At 53.7% G+C, this 18,430-nt stretch carries 17 protein-coding genes; 4 read left to right on the top strand and 13 right to left on the bottom strand.

The window, feature by feature from the left end:
• The 6 genes from GZH47_RS31100 to GZH47_RS34730 all read right to left on the bottom strand — a co-directional run bounded on the left by GZH47_RS31100 (nt 1) and on the right by GZH47_RS34730 (nt 5,269).
• Entirely contained in the window at nt 1–417 is a 417-nt protein-coding gene (locus GZH47_RS31100; protein WP_162644958.1) for a MarR family winged helix-turn-helix transcriptional regulator, read from the bottom strand.
• Nucleotides 418–764: 347 nt separating this feature from the next.
• Entirely contained in the window at nt 765–2,273 is a 1,509-nt protein-coding gene (locus GZH47_RS31095) for a peptidase G2 autoproteolytic cleavage domain-containing protein (RefSeq protein WP_225446295.1), read from the bottom strand.
• A gap of 160 nt (nt 2,274–2,433) precedes the next feature.
• Complete coding sequence (locus tag GZH47_RS31090) at nt 2,434–3,357, bottom strand: tyrosine-type recombinase/integrase (RefSeq protein WP_162644957.1); 924 nt, start codon at nt 3,355–3,357, stop codon at nt 2,434–2,436.
• A gap of 242 nt (nt 3,358–3,599) precedes the next feature.
• A complete protein-coding gene (locus GZH47_RS31085) occupies nt 3,600–4,043 on the bottom strand; it encodes a cell wall hydrolase (RefSeq protein ID WP_162644956.1) in 444 nt (147 codons plus the stop codon).
• A 76-nt stretch (nt 4,044–4,119) separates the two neighbouring features.
• Nucleotides 4,120–5,028 carry a LysR family transcriptional regulator gene (locus GZH47_RS31080; protein WP_162644955.1) on the bottom strand — a complete coding sequence of 303 codons (909 nt, stop codon included), beginning with the start codon at nt 5,026–5,028 and terminating at the stop codon, nt 4,120–4,122.
• A gap of 67 nt (nt 5,029–5,095) precedes the next feature.
• Nucleotides 5,096–5,269 (bottom strand): hypothetical protein, encoded by a 174-nt coding sequence (locus GZH47_RS34730; RefSeq protein WP_162644954.1) that lies wholly within the window; start codon nt 5,267–5,269, stop codon nt 5,096–5,098.
• Between the two features lie 56 nt (nt 5,270–5,325).
• On the opposite strand from GZH47_RS34730, the gene GZH47_RS31070 reads away from it, so the two are divergent.
• The 4 genes from GZH47_RS31070 to GZH47_RS31055 all read left to right on the top strand — a co-directional run bounded on the left by GZH47_RS31070 (nt 5,326) and on the right by GZH47_RS31055 (nt 9,077).
• Nucleotides 5,326–5,571: a DUF5050 domain-containing protein gene (locus GZH47_RS31070; RefSeq protein WP_162645543.1), complete on the top strand. Its 246-nt coding sequence runs from the start codon at nt 5,326–5,328 to the stop codon at nt 5,569–5,571.
• 212 nt (nt 5,572–5,783) lie between these two features.
• On the top strand, nt 5,784–7,100 hold the full coding sequence (locus GZH47_RS31065) for a CBM96 family carbohydrate-binding protein (protein WP_162644953.1): 1,317 nt from the start codon (nt 5,784–5,786) through the stop codon (nt 7,098–7,100).
• Nucleotides 7,101–7,272: 172 nt separating this feature from the next.
• Nucleotides 7,273–8,160 carry an ABC transporter permease subunit gene (locus GZH47_RS31060; RefSeq protein ID WP_162644952.1) on the top strand — a complete coding sequence of 296 codons (888 nt, stop codon included), beginning with the start codon at nt 7,273–7,275 and terminating at the stop codon, nt 8,158–8,160.
• On the top strand, nt 8,157–9,077 hold the full coding sequence (locus GZH47_RS31055; protein WP_162644951.1) for an ABC transporter permease: 921 nt from the start codon (nt 8,157–8,159) through the stop codon (nt 9,075–9,077). The genes GZH47_RS31060 and GZH47_RS31055 overlap by 4 nt, the downstream gene beginning before the upstream one ends.
• A 383-nt stretch (nt 9,078–9,460) precedes the next feature.
• On the opposite strand, the gene GZH47_RS31050 is transcribed toward GZH47_RS31055, so the two are convergent.
• The 7 genes from GZH47_RS31050 to GZH47_RS31020 all read right to left on the bottom strand — a co-directional run bounded on the left by GZH47_RS31050 (nt 9,461) and on the right by GZH47_RS31020 (nt 18,402).
• Nucleotides 9,461–10,489, bottom strand: coding sequence for an ABC transporter substrate-binding protein (locus GZH47_RS31050; protein ID WP_404823732.1), 1,029 nt, complete (start codon nt 10,487–10,489; stop codon nt 9,461–9,463).
• A 91-nt stretch (nt 10,490–10,580) separates the two neighbouring features.
• Nucleotides 10,581–11,594 (bottom strand): ABC transporter permease, encoded by a 1,014-nt coding sequence (locus GZH47_RS31045; protein ID WP_192043565.1) that lies wholly within the window; start codon nt 11,592–11,594, stop codon nt 10,581–10,583.
• A gap of 2 nt (nt 11,595–11,596) precedes the next feature.
• The gene (locus tag GZH47_RS31040) at nt 11,597–13,123 is read right to left on the bottom strand and encodes a sugar ABC transporter ATP-binding protein (protein ID WP_162645540.1); all 1,527 of its coding nucleotides are present in this window, start codon (nt 13,121–13,123) and stop codon (nt 11,597–11,599) included.
• Between the two features lie 453 nt (nt 13,124–13,576).
• Nucleotides 13,577–14,563 carry a substrate-binding domain-containing protein gene (locus GZH47_RS31035; protein ID WP_162644950.1) on the bottom strand — a complete coding sequence of 329 codons (987 nt, stop codon included), beginning with the start codon at nt 14,561–14,563 and terminating at the stop codon, nt 13,577–13,579.
• Nucleotides 14,560–16,257 (bottom strand): cache domain-containing sensor histidine kinase, encoded by a 1,698-nt coding sequence (locus GZH47_RS31030; RefSeq protein WP_225446293.1) that lies wholly within the window; start codon nt 16,255–16,257, stop codon nt 14,560–14,562. The genes GZH47_RS31035 and GZH47_RS31030 overlap by 4 nt, the downstream gene beginning before the upstream one ends.
• Nucleotides 16,258–16,347: 90 nt before the next feature.
• Nucleotides 16,348–17,967 carry a response regulator gene (locus GZH47_RS31025; RefSeq protein ID WP_162644948.1) on the bottom strand — a complete coding sequence of 540 codons (1,620 nt, stop codon included), beginning with the start codon at nt 17,965–17,967 and terminating at the stop codon, nt 16,348–16,350.
• Between the two features lie 255 nt (nt 17,968–18,222).
• Nucleotides 18,223–18,402 carry a hypothetical protein gene (locus tag GZH47_RS31020; protein ID WP_162644947.1) on the bottom strand — a complete coding sequence of 60 codons (180 nt, stop codon included), beginning with the start codon at nt 18,400–18,402 and terminating at the stop codon, nt 18,223–18,225.
• Between the last annotated feature and the right edge of the window lie 28 nt (nt 18,403–18,430).

Raw genomic sequence — 18,430 nt, 5'->3', positions numbered from 1 at the left:
TTACACTTCCTTATTCTGTTCTTGTTTATCTTCTAGCAGGTGAAACAGCAGTTTGAACGCATCCAGGATAACATCCACTTGCGATTCCTCCAGCTGTCCAACGATGCTCGTAAACCATTCATGCCGCTGTTTCCATGTCGATTCGATCGTTTCTTTGCCGCTCTCCGTTAAGCTGAGCAGTACGACTCTGCGGTCTTCTTCAGGACGGGTTCTCTCGATCAAGCCCAAAGAAACAAGCTTATCCGTCAGACCGGTTGCGGCGCCGGAGGTGATGCCGAGAAGTTTAGCGACATCATTGACTTTGCAGGTTTCGACGCGATGCAGATACTTCAGGACGAAAATATGACCGTTCGCCAAGTTCAACGGATTCTCCAGCGTCTTCATGCGATTCTTCGCGCTCTGAAGCCACCGTTCCATGATGAGCTGTAGTTCCGATAACTTGGCTTCTTTGCCGTTCGTTTCTTCGATTATTTTTCCCCTCCGATCGGAGCGTGAACGAGTTCCGTTCAATACCTTCTTGATTAAATAACTTAGTCAGTAAGCTATTTAACCTCTAAGAGGTTATAACAATTTTTGGCTCGCGTCAATAGCGAATTGCCGTTCTATCCGCCGAGCTTAACGATCGACGAAGCAAAAAAGGACATAAGCCGCTGTCGTTAGTGTCCGACATGTGCTTATATCCTACATTTCTCGTTCATTTCATTAAATTAGTTAACCTAGTTAAATTCCGTCCAAACAAATTAAACGTTGATCTTAGCAGGCGCTTAATAGGTTTTGCCCAGAAGAACTAAGATTTGATTGGCGCCGGTCCGCTTGAGCACGTAATAACCGGCTTCGGATGCTTCAGCCGTTCCGGCCTCGGTGACCGCGCATAATCCGCCCGCTTGACAACTGCCATCGTCACGAAGGAGCAGTTTGCCCAGCATTCCCACGGCGACCCATTCCGGTCTCCGATTCCGCGGAACGTAGCTTCGCGCCGGGTCCCAAGCCGGGTTCAACGCCGGCTGCCGTTCCGTGCGCGCAGGCAGGATCATCGTTCCATCCGCATCGAAGAGCGCCGGCACCGCCGCGTCGGCATATACCGTTCTGCCCCACTCGTCGGTCAAATATTTCATGTCCCAGCCCAGTTCCCCGCTATTCGATAGAAAAGCCGGTTTCGCGCTTGTAATGCCTGCGATGAAGCGGTCTTCGGCGCGCGCGATTCGCACCTTATCCCCTTCCAAAGCGACGAAGTAGCCCGGTTCGATCGGGTTGCCATCCACAGTTTCAAACATTTCCGCATAATCGGCAGCAGGGCTGCTGACCGTTCCATCGATTTTCACGTCGCCGTTGCTTAATATTTTGGCGGCTAATCCCGGAGCGCTGCCACTGGAGCCATTGGCTAGGTACCAAGAGTAACTCAGCTCGTCAGCGGCTCCGTATCTGCCCATGATGTGCACGCCGTCGAATCCGTTCGTCGACGTTCCCGTTCCTTCAGCATGGGAAACGAAAGTATCCGCGATCGTGCTTACGCCTTCCGTATGGGAAGCGAAGCCGCTGGCCATCGTTAATGCGCCTTCGGCATGCGAGATTTGGCCGCCTGCCGTCGTTTGATTGCCCTCCGCATGGGAGAGATCGCCGATTGCGCTCGTCCGCTGTCCTTCTGCATGGGCGAACAAGCCGCTGGCCACGTTCAGGTTGCCTTCCGCGTGCGAGGCTCTGCCGCTGGCCGTGTTATTCTCGCCTTCCGCATGGGAGCTTTGACCGGAAGCGGTCGTGCCCATTCCTTCTGCGTGGGAATCCAGTCCGGCGGCCTGCGTCAATTCCCCTTCTGCATGGGCGTTAAGTCCTTGGGCCAGCGTGATCAGCCCTTCCGCATGGGACTGATCGCCGGCCGCTCTCGTTTCCCGCCCTTCCGCATGGGAATAGAGGCCGCTTGCGATGGATCCGCCTCCCTCCGCATGGGAAGCGGGTCCGGTCGCTTGCGTAATATACCCCTCCGAATGCGCTGCTTCGCCGAACGCAAGCGTGTCAAACCCTTCCGCATGGGAATTCTCGCCTTGAGCGCTCGTTACCTCACCCTCTGCATGTGAATATAGCCCGCTGGCAACGGAGCCGCCGCCTTCCGCATGGGAAGCAGCACCTGTCGCTTGCGTGATATACCCTTCCGCGTGCGCGGCAGTGGAGCTTGCTATCGTTTGTAGTCCTTCCGCGTGAGATGAAGTCCCGCTGGCAACGGTGTTCGTACCTTCCGCCGCCGAGCAAGCTCCGGTCGCTTGTGCATTGCATGCCAATTATATCCTCTCCTCTATCGCCGCTTATGCATGTATGAATAAGACGGCGATTTCACCTTGTCCGACTAATATATTCTATGAACACGAAGCGATTAACGCTTGTTCGTTCACACAAAGACATGGAGATTAATCGGAGGGCAGGCAAGAGTAAAAACAAGCATCAGCCAATGGCGTGCATCGGAATGTTGATCGTCGACATCGCCTGCTTCTTCTGCTGGTCGTTGACATGCGTATAAATCATCGTCGTCTCGATCGATGCATGGCCCATCAGCTCCTTGACGACCCGGATATCGACTCCGTTCTTGAGCAGCATCGTGGCAAACGTATGCCTGAGCTTGTGGCAGGAGAGCTTCATGTCCGCTAAGCTTGGATTTTGCTGCTTGAAGGCCATGAACGTCTGCCCGGCGATCTTCTGAATTTGCCGGATGGACAGTCGTTTGCCTTTCTGGGAGACGAAGAAGGCGTCTTCCTTCTCCCGATAGGGCTCTATGCGCTCCTGCTCGACCTCGGACAGCATGGCGGACAGCGTTTCGGGCACGGGGATCTCGTTCCATTTTCTCCCTTTGCCGAACACCTCGATCGTTCCCTTCGCCTTCTTGAAGTCGCTGCGATTCAATCGATGCACTTCGCCGACGCGCAGCCCGCAATAACTCATCAGCAAGAAAATCGCAATATTGCGGTTCCGGTAACGCCCTTCTATGTAAGCCAGACTATCCGCGAGCTCTTCTTCTTCGAGATAGACCGGTTTCTTGTTCTTCTCCGTCTTCGATTTCTTCACTTCCAACGCCGGATTGCGCGAGGCCATCTCGAAATCGATCAGCGACGCATAGAAGGTGCGAATGGCAGACAGCGTTCGGTTCCTCGTGCGGTCTCCCGTTGACTGCTGTTTGGAAACGAGAAAGGCGATCACCTGCATCTTTCCCGCTTTCTCGACGGCAAGCTCATCCAAGGAGTGCAAATAGGCGTAAACCTCGCGCATGTATTCTTTTTGCGTCGTTTCCGTATAGCCGGCTTGTTTCATCCAGATTCGAAAGGCATGCGTCTGTTCCCCGTACCATTCTTCCAGCTCATGCTGACTCGGCACCTCGAATACACCTCATTATTAGGTATTTTAAGCGAAACATTGACCAAGCTTATCCCTCAAAAGCAGCTTACAAATGAAAGTGCGCAAAACTCTGATTTTGCGCACTTATTATAGCACAAGATTTACCGCTTGTCTCCGTATCCGTCTGGTCGCCGCAGCGAGGCAAGAATGATTAAATTGCACAAAAAAAACCGCGATTTACGCGGCTTTTAATGAAGTGAAGAGCCCTAATTGGATTTGATTTAAAAGGTGTTATATACGTTTTCGCATTCTTGCCCTGTCGGTTCGTAGAAACAGTGCTTCTTCCATCTTCCCGCGAACGGCTGATCGTACCAGGTCGGCGGACAGGGTCCGGGATTATCGAACGAACCCGGACGGAAATACCAGAGCGAGTATTTGGCTGGCCAATCCCGCTCCCCGTTCACGGCCCGTTGCGCCAATCGGCGTTCTCTATCTCTTGCGCTTTGGTAATACAGGCCATGCTGCAATGCTTCGAATGCATGAGGCTGGTTGATCATTTGGGGAATGGTCCGGATGTCTTTGAAATCGGAGCAATTCGCTCTTATGCGGTTAATGCCGACATTGCCGACAAGGAACATGCCCTTCTCGCCCTCGGTCTCGGCTTCGGCTCGCAGCAGCCTTGCCAACATGCTAATATCTTGACTCCTGGCTTTAACAACTCCCATTAGCTCACCTCTCTAGGTCTCTAGACACATCATATTGCAGGTGAAGGGGATTTGTTACCCAGGTATCCAGGTTCGACTATAAGTTACGCAGCAAGTGGTCTTGTTTGAGCAATTTGACATGCTCCGTCAATAACGCGATGAATCCTCGCGAAGCTTTGCCTAGATATTTATCGCGGTGATACACGATGCCCACTTCCCTGCGCAGCGCGGGATTTTGAATCGGAATGCGGACCAACTCGTCGTAGTCATACATTTCGATCAACGTCTTCGATAACACCGTGCCGCCCGCTCCCGAACGAACGAGTCCGAATAACGATTCGATCGTTGTCGTTTCGATCATGGGATTCAGGTTAAAACCGGCCAGGGAACATGTCATGTCGACCATTTGCCGGCATTGATGGGTTTCCGGGAACATCACGATCGGTACGTTCAGAATTTCATCGAACTGGATCGCAGTACGGTCCGCATAAGGATGTTTGGCCGTTGCGACAAAATAAAAGTCTTCGCTGTAAAGGGGAATCGCATGAATCCTTGCATCCTCGATCGGCAGGATCGTTAAGGCGAGATCCAGTTCGTTTTGCAAAATGCGGGTTTCGATATTTTCGACGCCGAAGATTTTAATCCGGACTTTGGGATATTCGCGGTGAAAATCGAGCAGCAGCGAGGTGACAAGCTGGTTAAGCTCGCCCGGAAGGGCGCCGATCGCTAAGGTGCCTCGCTCGATTTGCTGAAGTTCTTGGATCTGCTCAATGGCGCTCGATAAATTGCCGACCGCCAATTTCGTTTGTTTATACAAAATCATCCCGGCCTCGGTAATCGCGATCTTTTTCCCGATCCGGTCGAATAACGGAACGCCAACCTCGTCTTCGAGCGCCTTGATCTGATGGCTTAAAGTAGGCTGCGTGATCCCGAGCTTGACGGAGGCTTTCGTAAAATGCAATTCTTCGCATGTCGCGATAAAATATTCCAATTGTCTGAATTCCATCTTGACCGGTCCTTTCCTAAGCGAAAACCCATTTGGTTAACATAACTATAATTACGTAAACTAATTATCAAATCGTCGCTTTCATTCGGATCACTTTGCCGTCTTGCTCGCATCCGATTTCCTCCATGCCGTTGTTACTGTAAAAGTATAACGCATGATGATTAGTAGGAGAAACACGAAGATGATATTCGTTTACGCCGTTGTTTGCAAAAAATTGAATCGCGTATCGGTGGAGTTCCATGCCTAATCCAATCCCTCGTTTGTCAGAGGTCAAAATAAAGATGAACATACTTCAAACTGAGCACCGATGGCAAGTCGAAGACGAAACTGCTGACCGGGACTATGATCAACGAACTGAACATGGTCGGGGATCGGCTTTATTTTAACTATAATCGGCATTTATACAAAATGATAACCGATTGCACGCATCGCGAGGAAGCCACTTCGCAGAAGTACGCCAAGTCCATGTACATCAACATCATCGGAAACCACGTGTTCTTCTATGATATGTCCAAAACGGTGAAGCTGGATGTCGACCAATAGTGTTACCCCCCATTTATCGATCCATTATGTATCAAAAACATCATTTCGGTCACATTACGTCATAGTCGCTGGCCGGACATCCCTGTATAATAGATCTGCAAATCCAATATCTTCCTGTGCAGGCAGAGGATCTGCACCACACTCCATTAAGGAAAGGAGGCCGCGCACGCAGAACGGTTCGTCAACTAAAATCGCATATAGGAGGAATCCAAATGACAAAAAAAGCGAAACCTGCGCTTCAGCTCCTCTTGGCCGCCGTAATGGCTTCCGTACTCTTCATCACCTGGGGCAACGATGCCAACGCCAAATCCTTATCCTTCGCGCCTTCCGACGACGCATGGATGTGGGGAACGACGTTCATGGGCAGCTCCACGACTAGCTTGACCATCAACAGCGCGCAGGGCAAGAAAGCCTACTTGAAATTCACGGCCAGCGGAGCGGGAACGATTCAAGACGCCATTCTGAAAGTCACCTGCGTAACCGGCGGAACGGCAACGGTTGGCGCTTATGCGGGAACCGGCAATAATACGTGGACGGAATCCAACCTCGCTTGGAACAACCAGCCTGCTCTCGGCTCGCTGCTGGACTCCAAGAATATCGCATTCGTCGCAGGCAATACGTATTCGTTCCATGTGAATTCGCTCGTTTCGACGAACGGCACCTATTCGCTCATCATCAGTTCGACCGCAGGCAGCGAGGTCGCCTTCTCGTCCAAAGAAGGAACGAACGCTCCGCAGCTGATCGTTTCCGACGGCACGACGCCGGTTACGTCTGAAGGGCCGAGCCTGTCCGGATACACGCTCTATAAAGACTACTCGTTCGGCACCTCCAGAAACGTAAACAGCCTCACCGCCCTCTCGAATTCATTTAACGCTTATGGCATCGCAGGAACGACGGTCATCAACAATGAATGGCAGCGCTATCAGCCGATCAATGCGACCAATCACGTACTGACCGCCAACACGCTGGATCTCACAGCCGTTGCCAATTTGGGCGGCATTTCGAACGGCGGCATCAGCAGCGGACAAATCACGACCAAAGAAACCTTCTACCCATCGAACGGCAAAACGCTGATTTTCCAGCTGCGCGCCAAAATCCCTAACGGCTCCGGCACGTGGCCGGCCTTCTGGATGTATTCGCCGGGCGGAACGGGCTCGACCGCATCCGAAATCGATATCTTCGAATTCTTCAATACGCCGACGCAGAACGAATACGATTGGACGGGTTACGATCATGGTTCCGGCGTTGGCGATAACTACTACAACATCATGACCAACCAATGGGTATGGCATCCCGGTACGAACTTCTCATCCGACTTCCATACGTATACGCTCGTCTGGAAAGAAGGCGAGATCCAGAAATGGGTCGACGGCACGATGGTCAAAGGGACGAACTTCACGTGGTACGGCCCTGCGCCGCAGGTGCTCATTAATCTGGCGATCGGCGGCAACACGAACAATAATCCGAATGCCGCCACGTTCCCGGCGAAATTCAGCCTCGATTATTTCCGGGTCTACCAGAAAAATTAACCCCATTAACAAACAGGCAGAAGCGCGAGCTTCTGCCTGTTTGTCGTTTATTTTGCGACTCATTCGCCCGCCCCAATATCTGCCTCGTCCGTCAAGTCTTGTTTTTATCGCCCCACCCTCTCTATACTAGATAAAATAATCCCACGCTTCCGATCGGAAAGGAATCTCCAGCATGACTAAAACATTACAACTTACGCTGCTCGTTCCCGGCATCCTGTTATTCGTGCTGTTGTTTGCCATGTTCCCCGCAGTTCTTCAAGCCGATCGTTTCGGAGGAGGGCTGCACTGGGACTGGATGAACGGATGGACGAGCATGCGCGATTATTTCGGGGGCATCTGGAACGGACATGCCTTCCGGTATCTGGCAGGCAAAACCGAGCTGTCGTTCTGGGCGCAAATTGGCCGCAGCTTCGGCATCACGTTCGGTTATATGGTCATCGGCGCCTTGATCGGCATGACCGTCGGCATTCTGCTCGGCGTCTATTTTGCGGTTTCGCGCACCGCATGGCTGAAACGTTTCGTGGAATTAACGAGCGTACTGCCCGACTTCGTCATCGTCATCCTACTGCAGTTCTTGATCGTGTTCATCGCATCCGAAACCGGACTCGTCGTCTTCCAAGTCGCCAGTTCATCGGCGGACGATCCCGCGATTGCTCTGCCCCTGCTGTCGACGATCCTTATTCCAGCCAACTATATGATCCGAAATGTCGCTTTGCACATGAATCACGCATTGACGGAGGATTATATCAGCTTTGCCAAAGCACGGGGACTGGGGAAAACGTACATCGTGTTCTTCCACGCGCTGCCTAATGTACTGCCCTTCGTCAAAGCGGATTTGCATAAGTTTATGGGCATTCTGTTCGGTAATTTATTTATCTTCGAATATCTATACAACTTAAACGGCGTATCCATGCTCGTCTTCTCCAACGCGTTCGCAAACGAAGGTTACCAATACAGCCTCGTCGTCAATGGGATATTAACGCTGTTTGTCATTTACGCCATCGTTTACGCCGCATTGCGGCTTGTCGTATTCGGTTGGGAGAAGGCGGTCGTCCGATGAATAAAACACTGCTTGCAGGGCTGCTCATCACCTTGGTCATGATAGGCGCTTCCCTATTCGGTACGTATTTCGCTCCGCATGACCTGAGCGACCAGGTGAAAGTCAGCTACGAGGTCGACGCGAACGGCACTGGTTCACTGACCGTCCCTCCGCTTCCGCCGTCTGCCGATTATCCGCTCGGGACGGATAAATACGGCTATGATCTGCTGGCGAAGATGCTGGCCGGGGCGCCTTATACGATATTCGGAGCGATCGCGGTCGCTTTCGGCCGCGTCGCCATTGGCGGGCTATGGGGGATGCTGCGCGGCTTTTTCGGCAGCGGCACCTCGTCCCGTGCCGATCGCCTGCCGATTTGGAACGTGCTGAACGGCTTGCCGATCTTCATCATCGTGTGGATGATCATGATCGGCATTACGATGAATCCGTCGGTATCGCCCTTCTCGATGTCGGTCATCCTCGCGGCCGTGCTGACGATCGTCGGCATTCCGTCCGTAGCCGCCACGATGAAAGAGAAAACGATGGCCGTCCGGGAGAAGCAATTCGTATTGTCGGCCAAATCGATCGGAGCCGGCCCGTGGACGATCGTTCGCACCCATGTATTCCCGCATATGAAGGAAAGCTTCGTGATCTTGTTCGTGCAGGAAGTCGTGCTTGCGCTAGGCTTATTCGGCCAATTGGCGATTTTCAATATTTTCGTCGGCGGTACGACGCAGTACTTCGATCCCGTCGAATATGTCAGCCGCACGAACGAATGGAGCGGACTGATCGGCCAGGCTCGAGATAACTTGTTCTACTATCAGTGGATGCTCTTCATCCCGCTGGCCGCCTATGTCGCGTTCATTCTTGGCTTTCATCTCATCTCCGTCGGGCTCGAGAAGCATTACCGGAAGACGTTCGCGAAGGTTTCTCGCATTTGAGACTTGTTTTTTGGCGGGTTTGAGAGGTGTGAATTTTTCACTGCCTGCATTATGTAAAAACCTGCCGGGCGATTTTGTCCGGCGGCTTACCGGAAGGCGTTCGCGTAGGTATCTCGCATTAAACCTTGTTTTTGATGCGTTTGAGCGGTGTGAATTTTTCACAGTATGTAATATGCACAGACTCCGCCGGGACGATTTCGTCCGGCGCTTTACCGGATTGCGAAGGTATCGGGCATTTAAATCTTGTTTTTTCGAGTTTGATGATTGTGAATTTTTCACAGTCTGTAATATGCAAATAACCCGCCGGACGAATTCGTCCGGCGGGTTATTTGTGCTGGCCGCAAGCTTCTGGAGCGGTGCCGCTCCAGCCTGTTTGATGATTCTTACTCGTACAAGACAGCCTTGATTTTCGCATCGTCGATGTTCGTTTTGTCGTACCAGTAGAAACCGGTGTCGATGCTCTTCGGCAGCTTATCGCCCTTGATCGCTTCCACGGCGGCTTTGACGGTTTCATACCCGATGCCGACCGGATTCTGCGTAATCGCGCCGGCCATCTTGCCGCTGCGGATCGCATCCATTTGCGTTTTGCCGGAGTCGAAGCCGATAATGACGACTTTGCCGTCCATCTTCGCTTCGGTGACGCCGTTGACAACGCCGGTTGCCGCGCCTTCGTTCGTGCCGAAGATGCCTTTGAGATTCGGATGGGATTGCAGAATCGCCTTCGTTAAATCCGTTGCTTTCAAGTTGTCGCCGCCATATTGAATATCGACGATTTTGATGTCCGGGTATTTCTCCTTGATCTCGTTGACGAAGCCGTCTCTGCGCTGGACGCCGGTCAAGCTCGTTTGGTCATGCGCGACGACGGCGATTTCGCCCTTCTGGCCGATAAGCTCAGCCATCTTGTCGGCTGCGAGCGCGGCCGCCTTCAGATTATCCGTGGACGCGGTCGTCAGCGGAATGTCGCTGTCGACGCCGGAATCGAACGCGATGACCGGAATGTTCCCGTCTTTCGCCTTCTGCAGCAGCGGCGCGGACGCTTTGCTGTCCAATGCCGCGAAGCCGATTGCGCTCGGTTTCTTATCCAGCGCGACTTGAAGCATCTCCAACTGCTTGTCTACTTGCTCTTCCGTCTCCGGACCTTCGAAGGTAATATCGACTTTGAATTCGGCGGCGGCTTGCTCGGCGCCTTGTTTGACAGCCTGCCAGAATTGATGCTGGAAGCCTTTCGAGATGATCGGTATATACGGCTTCTCGCCGTCTTTCGTACTCGCTGTTGCCGTATTCGCCTTGGCGTTCCCGTTGTTTCCGGCGTTGCTGGTATCGTTGCCGTTATTAGATCCGCAAGCGCTTAACGTCAGCACCCCGGCCAATAACAGCGCGGTCGTCGACCATTTTCTCATCTTCTTGTTCATCGTAACGCTCCCCTTCGAAATAGGTTATGTTGTACGCTATATTATCCTCGCAAGCGAAGATCATATCGTGAATCATACCCGCGCCGGCGGTTTAAGCCGTTTTCTTCCGACGCAGGATATCGACATAGACGGCCAGGAAAATAACGATGCCGACGACGACGGTTTGCCATTCCTGCGGCACCGACAAGATGCGCAGGCCGTTCGTCAACACGCTCATGATCAGCGCGCCGATAACCGTGCCGACGATAGTGCCTTTGCCGCCGCTTAAGGACGTGCCGCCGATGACGACGGCCGCGATCGCTTCCAATTCATAGCCTTGGCCAAGCGCCGGCTGGGCCGAATACAGCCGCGAAGCGATCAGAATGCCTGCAATGCCTGTGAAAGCGCCCGTCATCGTGTAGATGACGATTTTCCAGAAGCTGACGTTCACGCCGGACAAGCGGGTCGCTTCTTCGTTGCTGCCGATGGCGAAGTTGTACCGGCCGATGATCGTTCGCGTCAGGATCACGCTGCCGATTATCGCGGCGCCGAAGAAGATCAGGACGGCGTTCGGGATCGAAAAGCCGGGAATGAGTTTCTCCAAGACGGAGCCAAGCGCGATATTCGAGAACCCAGGCGCGTTGGTGAAATAAACCGGCTTCGTTCCGGAGATGACGAGGGCGAGTCCTTTGGCGATCATCATCACGGCGAGCGTCGCGATGAATGGCGGTATGCGCAGCCGCGAGACCGCCCAGCCGGAGACGAAGCCGCAGAGGGCGCCAGTCAAGATGCCGACGATCAGCCCGATCCAGATCGGCGTTCCCCAGAACGAGATGCTCACGCCGGTCATAACGGCACTCAGCGTCATGACGGTGCCGACCGAGAGATCGATGCCGCCCGTAATGATGACGAAGGTGGCGCCTAGAGCCAGAACGCCAGTCACCGCGGTCGAGAGCAGAATGCCGACGATATTCGAGAATTGGAAGAAGTTCTCCGACGCCAGCGAGAATACGAGCACCAGTACGATCAAACTGCCGAATGCAAGAAATTGCTGCAAAAATCCGGAATTGAAAGCCATATGCCGGCTTCCCGGCTGCCGGCCGAGCGCCAGCGTAGTCCTTTTCATTGCTATCCCCTCCGATTGACAAGAAGCGCTTCTTCTCTGTTCGTTGCGTATTGCATGATCCTCTCCTGCGTGAGGCCTTCGTCGTTGTCTAAATCAGCCGTGATTCGTCCTTCGCACATGACGAGGACACGATGGCTGAGCCTCAAGATCTCGGGAAGCTCCGAGCTGATCATAATGATGGCCTTGCCATCGCTTGCCAACTGATCCAGCAGTTTATAAATTTCGCTCTTCGCGCCGACATCGATTCCCCGCGTCGGCTCGTCGAAGATGAGAATGTCGCAATCCTTCGTCAGCCACTTGCCGATGATCACTTTCTGCTGATTGCCGCCGGACAGATGCCTCATCAGCTGATGTACGCTCGGCGTCTTGACCTTCAGGCTGTCGACGACCTGATCGGCCGCCTGCTCGATCCGGGCATTCTTCATCCAAGAGAATCGCGAGAAGCGCTTGAACGATGCCACGCCTACGTTCGACTTCACATCCATATCCACCAGACAGCCGTACCGTTTGCGGTCTTCCGACAAGTAGCCGATACCGTGCTGAACGGCGTGATGGGGATTCGTAATGGCTACCTTCTGCCCCTGGATATAGATCTCGCCCGAATCGATGGGGTCGGCACCGAACAGCGCCCTGGCTACCTCCGTCCGTCCGGCCCCGATCAGCCCGGCCATGCCGAGAATCTCGCCTTTGCGCAATTGGAAGCCGACATTCTTGATTGCTTTGCCCCGGTTCAATCCCTTTACTTCAAGCACGATCTGCTCGCTTTCCGTGCGCTGCCGCGCATTCGCCGCAGCATAGAGCTCCCGGCCAACCATCATCGCGATAATCTGCTCGACCGTGATCGCTTTCGTCTTGACCGTGTCGATATAGCTGCCATCCCGCATAACGGTGACGCGGTCGCATATCCGCTGCAGCTCGGCCATCCGGTGCGAGATGTATACGATTCCTACCCCGCGGGCGCGCAGCTTCTCGATCATCGCGAACAGTTCTTCGATCTCCGCCTCGCTCAGCGCCGCCGTCGGTTCATCCATGATCAGCACCTGCGATTCATACGAAATCGCCTTGACGATCTCGACCATCTGCTGCTTGGCTACGGTCAAATCGCTTACGAGCGTGCCCGGATCGATATCGAGATGCATCTGCCTCAGCAGCTGCTCCGTTCGATGGTTCATGGTCTTATCGTCGAGCAGCAGGCCGCCAAGCCGGCGCGGTTCCCGCCCGATGAAGATATTCTGGGCGACGGTTAAATCCGGAGCCAGATTCAGCTCTTGGTGAATCATGCTAATGCCGAGCTTCTGCGCGGCCCTCGTATCCGAAAAATCGACCGCGTGGCCCTTGAAGACGATGTCGCCTTCGTCCTTCTGGTAAACGCCCGTCAAGATCTTCATCATCGTTGACTTCCCGGCGCCGTTCTCGCCGACAAGCGCGTGCACTTCGCCGGACAGCAATTCGAATCGGCAGCCTTTAAGCGCATGCACGCCGGCAAAATGCTTCTCAATGCCGGTCATGACAACGAGTTGTTCGCTCATCATTCGCTCCCTCCCATCTCCCTGTTCCTGTTGTCGACTTTTACTTTACACGCTTGCTGAAAGGGCTTACATGGAATTTCTTACTGGAAGAGTCGAAAAAAATACGGAGATCAAACATGGATGCCGCTCGCTGAAATCTTAGGTGTGCCGCGGCATTCCAGGAATCAGCTGTCGTGAGCGATTATATATTTAACCGCATTAAACAAAGAGAGCTGGCATTTCGCCATGTACTGTACCCAGTACACTACATGGCTAGAAAACCAGCGAGACTGGGGCATGTACTGTACCCAGTACTCTACATGGCTAGAAAACCAGCGAGACTGGGGCATGGCAATTCAGGTTGTTGAGCTCCTATTTTCCAGAAAAAAACCGAATAAAAAAAAGTGCCGCAAAGTCCGCTGGACTTTCACGACACTTTCACGGGCATTTCGCCCGTTTTTCGCTTGCTCCTCTCTATTTATCGTAATACGGAAACAGCAGCTTCTGATTCTCTTCGTCATACATGTTCTGTTTCGTGATGACCAGCGAGCCGGTGTCGATGTCCTTCGGAACCGACCGGTGACGGATCGCGTCCACCGCTGTCTTGATGCTTAAGTAACCCATCTGGAAGGGCTTCTGGATGATAGTGGCCTGCATGACCCCCTCTTCCAGCAGCTTGATCTCGTTCTTCGAGCTGTCGAAGCCGATCAGCTTGATGCGATCTTGCAGGTTCATCTCCCGGATCGCTTGCCCAGCGCCGACGCTGGCAGGCTCGTTCAACCCGACGATGCCGCTCAGATCCGGCTGCTCGCGAATGAGCTTTTTCGTGATTTCGTAGGCATTCTCCTGCTGCCCTTCCGCGTCGAAAGTCTCGAGCAGCGTGATGCCCTTCTCGCCCTCCAGTATCGAACGCACGCCTTTCTCCCTATCCTTCAGGGAAGCGGCCGTCTGCACATGCTTGATAATGGCGACTTTTCCCGGAACGTGAAGCTGCCTGCGCATCTGCATGCCCGCCTCTTGGCCGGCCTTGATATTGTCCGTCGCGACGATGCTCTTCGCGATATCCGAATCGATGCCCGAATCGACGATGAAGAAGTCGATCCCGCGCTTTGCCGCCAGTTCGGAGACGGGCACGAGCCGGCTGGAGTCGTTCGCCGCGAGAATGATCGCATCCGGCTTCTTGTCCATCGCTTGCGCAACGAGCGCAATCTGCTCGTCCACGTCGGCCTCCGTCCTGGAGCCGGTCACCTCCACATGCGCGCCGAATTCGTTCGCCGCTACCTCGATGCCGGACTTCATCACTTGCCAGAATTCGATGGAATCGTCCGTCGACTTAATAATGACCTCGATATCGATCGGTTCCGCTTTCGAAAATCGCGTCAAACCATACCAAACCGTCAACGCGAGGAAGACGAGAGCGGCGATAACCCATAAGGGGCGTCTATAACTGCGCGCGATCATGTCTCACTCTCCTGGGGGGCAGCGGCCTTGTTCTTGGGGAAGCGAATGGTGACCGTCGTTCCTTCGCCCGGAAGGCTCTTGTAGCTCAATCCGTATTGCATGCCGAAATAAAGCTGAAGCCGCTCGTGCACGTTGCGGATGCCGACGCCTCGCCCTTCCGCCCGCTTGGCGGCAGGAAACAACAGCGTGCGGACAGTCTCTTCGTCCATCCCGCTGCCATTGTCCTCGACGATCAACGCGATGTCATGCTCGGTCTCCTCGGAAGTAATCGTAATCCACCCGGGCCCTCGTTTCTTCTTGATCCCGTGGTAAATCGCGTTCTCGACGATCGGCTGCAGAATGACTTTAATCGTCAAGAAGTGCTGCACTGAATCGCCGACCTCGATCAAGTAATCCAGCTTGTCGCTGTACCGCATCTTCTGTATCTTCAAATAGTTCGCGATATGCTCGATCTCGTTTCGGATTGGCACCAGTTCCTCGCCTTTGCTGATGGAAGCGCGGAACAGCTTGGCGAGCGCCGACGTCATCGCGATCACTTCCTGGTTCTTGTTGCTCTGCGCCATCCAGACGATGGAATCGAGCGTATTGTACAGAAAATGCGGGTTGATCTGCGCCTGAAGCGCGTTGATCTCGCTCTGCCGCTTCTGCTCTTGATCCGAGATGACCTGCGACATCAGTTCTTTGATCTTGCCTACCATGAGATTGAACGCCCTCGCCAACCGGCCGATCTCGATCGTTCTCGGCACCGGAACATGCAGGTCAAAATTCCCCTTCTCCACTTCCTTCATGTACTTCTCCAGCTGCCGGATCGGCCGGCTGACGCGCTGCGACAAGATGACGGCGATCAGGATGGCAATCACGATACAGATGAGTCCGAGTATGGCGAAACTCAATCGCATGTTATCCTGGTTGGCGACAAGCTCGTTCACGTAGGATACGCCGACGATTTTCCATCCGAAATCCGAATCCTGGACCGTGTACATCCGGCTGTCTCGGCCTTCGTCGCTGGTGAACGAACCGCTCTTCACGGCCAGCACCTTGTCGATCATTTCGGATTTCAGTTTGCTGTAGATCAGCTGCTGCTGCGGGTGATAGACGATCTTGCCGTTCCCGTCGACGATGAAGACGTAACCCCGCTGTCCAAGCTTGATATCTTTCAACATATCGTTCATGACGCTGAAGTTCAGATCGACCAGGAAGACGCCGAGTTGATCGCCATCCGGACCGACAAGCTCTCTGCTGAGCGAAACGACCCAAGGGTAATGGTCTTTGAAAATCGGCTGCACATGCGAAGAGGAAATGACATTCTCGCCGCCGGCCGCAAGCGCATCCCGGTACCATTTCATCGCCTTGATATCGGTATAGGGATTGAGCTCAAGACCCTTGCGGCCGAGCACGTAGCGGTCGTTATTGCCGAAGATGTTCACGGACGAGATGTCGGTGCGCGACACGAGCATGGAGCCGAGGAAGTCAGCGATGCCCTCCTTCATCGTCGCCTCTTCGCTCTCGCTTCCGTAAGAAGAAGAGAAATACGCCTGAACCGTGCGGTTGTTAGCGACAAGATCGGACATATAGGTCATGCCGTTCACGTAGGACTTGATGTTCTTGTTGACCTGTTTGACCAGCTCCGTCGTATAGGACTGCGTATTCGATTGAACGGATTCTCTGGATAAATAATATGAGGTTACGCTCATGATCATAATCGTCATTAGTATGATCAGGACGAATGCTAGCGCGATGTTCGATTGAAAGCTGCGAAATTTGAACAAGTATCTCACCGGTCATCACGCTTTCTTCGTCGTCAGTTTTTGTCGGTAGTCGGTCGGCGTGTCGCCCCAATGCTTCTTGAACGCGCCGCTGAAATAATGAGGATCGCTGTAGCCGACTTCGTAGGCGATTTCGTAGCTCTTCATCGCCGTCAGCCCGAGCAGTTCCTTTGCCCGTTCCATTCGCTCCTGCGTGACGAATTCGATGAAGGTTTTGCCCGTATGCTGCTTGAAGAGCACGCTGAAGTAGCTGGGGCTCATGGAGATGTGCTTGCATACTGAAATCAGCGACAACTCCGGATTTCTATAATGCTCCTTCACGTACGCGATCGCCTTGGTCACTTGAACGGCGCTTTGATTCTCGCGCATGCTGCGAATCACGGTGACTGCCTTGCGGCACAGCCGCCGCATCCATGCCTGCGTGTTGTCAAGCGATCCGAGCGCGGCCAGTTCCGATAGCGGGCTGTCCTCGGTCTCTGCCAGAGGCGTCACGCCATGATCGAGCTCATAGAACGTATGCATCAACGTCAGAACGATCCGCTGGAGATACATTTGGCAGACAGGCAGCGGAAGCAGCTGCTCGCGAATCGCGGCGAACAAACGGTCGACCCACTGGTCGATTTCTTCGAGCGTTCCCGTCTTAAGCCTCGTAGCCAGCTCGTTCTCCCAGGCGACGACTGCGAGCAGCCCCGGCTTCTCACGGCGTTCTAGGTCGGAGAGCCGGATTATCGTGTTGGAGCCGATGACGAAGCGGTATTCCAACGCCGACAATGCGGTCTGATGAGCGGAAGGAATATCGTCCCGCAGGCCGCACGGACAGCCGATGCCGATGGATAACTTGGCAGGCAGTATGGCCGTTACCGCTTGATGCACCTCTTCGGCGGTCAATAGCGCGCGCTCCTGCAGCTCAGCCGGATCGTCCCCGGATAACAGCGCAAGCACGCGGTTCTCCCGATCGCGGAAAACTTCCGTACCTTCTCGCGCGCCGATCAGCTCTTGCGCGACATTGAAGACGGCGAACCGGATGAGCTGCTCGTCCGTGACCGTTGCTGCATGGTCCCACTTGAATTCATCAACATCCATCGCGAGCTCGATCAGGCAGTCACCTTCCCATGCCAGTTGAAAATAGTCCCAGCCCTCGCTCTTCTCCTTGTCCGACATCTTCGCCGTCGTCATCCGCTCGAGGAACCGCTCTTTCAACACGGGCATATTCTCAGCAAGCTGGCGCTTCAGCTGCTCGTAATCCCTTTCCTTGTTCCGCTCCCCGTCCATCTCGGCACGCAGCTTCAGCAGCACGGCGCCGAGCTCGGAGGGTGTGATCGGTTTCAAAATATAGTCCACCGTTTGCAGCTTCACCGCCTGCTGCGCGTAATCGAAATCGTCGTACCCGGTCAGAATGATCACTTTGACGGCGGGATTCTTTACAGACAGCTCGCGTGTCAGCTCCAGTCCGTCCATGAAGGGCATGCCGATGTCCGTCAGCACGACGTCAACCTGCTCGCGTGCCATGAATGCCAGCGCGTCTTCACCGTCCTCGCAGTCGCCGACACATTCGAAGCCGAGCTCGGCCCAGTTCGTCTGGCACTTGATCGCTTCCCGCACCAGCACTTCATCGTCTACGATTACAAGTTTGTACATCGCGATCCCCCTTCGTTGTCAATATCGTTTCACGCAGTCGATTGCTGCAGGTTTACCGCTATTCGATCATGGAAAGTTGGGCGAATCCATCGTCTTCCATTTTAGCTGGTATGTAGGCGTTTTCACATGGGCAATTATCGTATTTTAGTCGAATAATTTCTTGTGATCACTGCCCGCTCCCAGATTAAGCGGGTTGCATGCCAAAAAATCCGCGATCGCCGCGGATTTCATGGGGATTGTATATCGGCTGAGGCGCTACCGCAACGTGTCTTGATCTCCAGGATGATTGATTTGCGCAAGATGAAAGCCTTTAGCGGCGGAGCCCTCATAGGAGGCAAAATATTCATGGCCGCTTTCAATCAAATTCCACACCATTGCGTTGTCCACGAATATTTTAACGTCTTCTTCTCTCGGCGCGCTTGAATTGTAAGCCATAATCCATTGCTGCTTGTAATCCTCAGAA

This window comes from Paenibacillus rhizovicinus (assembly GCF_010365285.1).
In the GTDB taxonomy this organism is placed as follows: Bacteria; Bacillota; Bacilli; order Paenibacillales; family Paenibacillaceae; genus Paenibacillus_Z; species Paenibacillus_Z rhizovicinus.
Note: the sequence above shows the minus strand (reverse complement) of the source record. Positions and strands in the feature narration are given on the sequence as shown.

What these genes read in the sequence shown, in the direction of transcription:
- GZH47_RS31100 (WP_162644958.1), bottom strand. Translation starts at nt 417, where the DNA reads ATGGAACGGTGGCTTCAGAGCGCGAAGAATCGCATGAAGACGCTGGAG.
- GZH47_RS31085 (WP_162644956.1), bottom strand. Translation starts at nt 4,043, where the DNA reads ATGGGAGTTGTTAAAGCCAGGAGTCAAGATATTAGCATGTTGGCAAGG.
- GZH47_RS31080 (WP_162644955.1), bottom strand. Translation starts at nt 5,028, where the DNA reads ATGGAATTCAGACAATTGGAATATTTTATCGCGACATGCGAAGAATTG.
- GZH47_RS34730 (WP_162644954.1), bottom strand. Translation starts at nt 5,269, where the DNA reads ATGGAACTCCACCGATACGCGATTCAATTTTTTGCAAACAACGGCGTA.
- GZH47_RS31065 (WP_162644953.1), top strand. Translation starts at nt 5,784, where the DNA reads ATGACAAAAAAAGCGAAACCTGCGCTTCAGCTCCTCTTGGCCGCCGTA.
- GZH47_RS31060 (WP_162644952.1), top strand. Translation starts at nt 7,273, where the DNA reads ATGACTAAAACATTACAACTTACGCTGCTCGTTCCCGGCATCCTGTTA.
- GZH47_RS31055 (WP_162644951.1), top strand. Translation starts at nt 8,157, where the DNA reads ATGAATAAAACACTGCTTGCAGGGCTGCTCATCACCTTGGTCATGATA.
- GZH47_RS31050 (WP_404823732.1), bottom strand. Translation starts at nt 10,489, where the DNA reads ATGAACAAGAAGATGAGAAAATGGTCGACGACCGCGCTGTTATTGGCC.
- GZH47_RS31045 (WP_192043565.1), bottom strand. Translation starts at nt 11,594, where the DNA reads ATGAAAAGGACTACGCTGGCGCTCGGCCGGCAGCCGGGAAGCCGGCAT.
- GZH47_RS31040 (WP_162645540.1), bottom strand. Translation starts at nt 13,123, where the DNA reads ATGAGCGAACAACTCGTTGTCATGACCGGCATTGAGAAGCATTTTGCC.
- GZH47_RS31035 (WP_162644950.1), bottom strand. Translation starts at nt 14,563, where the DNA reads ATGATCGCGCGCAGTTATAGACGCCCCTTATGGGTTATCGCCGCTCTC.
- GZH47_RS31030 (WP_225446293.1), bottom strand. Translation starts at nt 16,257, where the DNA reads ATGAGCGTAACCTCATATTATTTATCCAGAGAATCCGTTCAATCGAAT.
- GZH47_RS31025 (WP_162644948.1), bottom strand. Translation starts at nt 17,967, where the DNA reads ATGTACAAACTTGTAATCGTAGACGATGAAGTGCTGGTGCGGGAAGCG.
- GZH47_RS31020 (WP_162644947.1), bottom strand. Translation starts at nt 18,402, where the DNA reads ATGGCTTACAATTCAAGCGCGCCGAGAGAAGAAGACGTTAAAATATTC.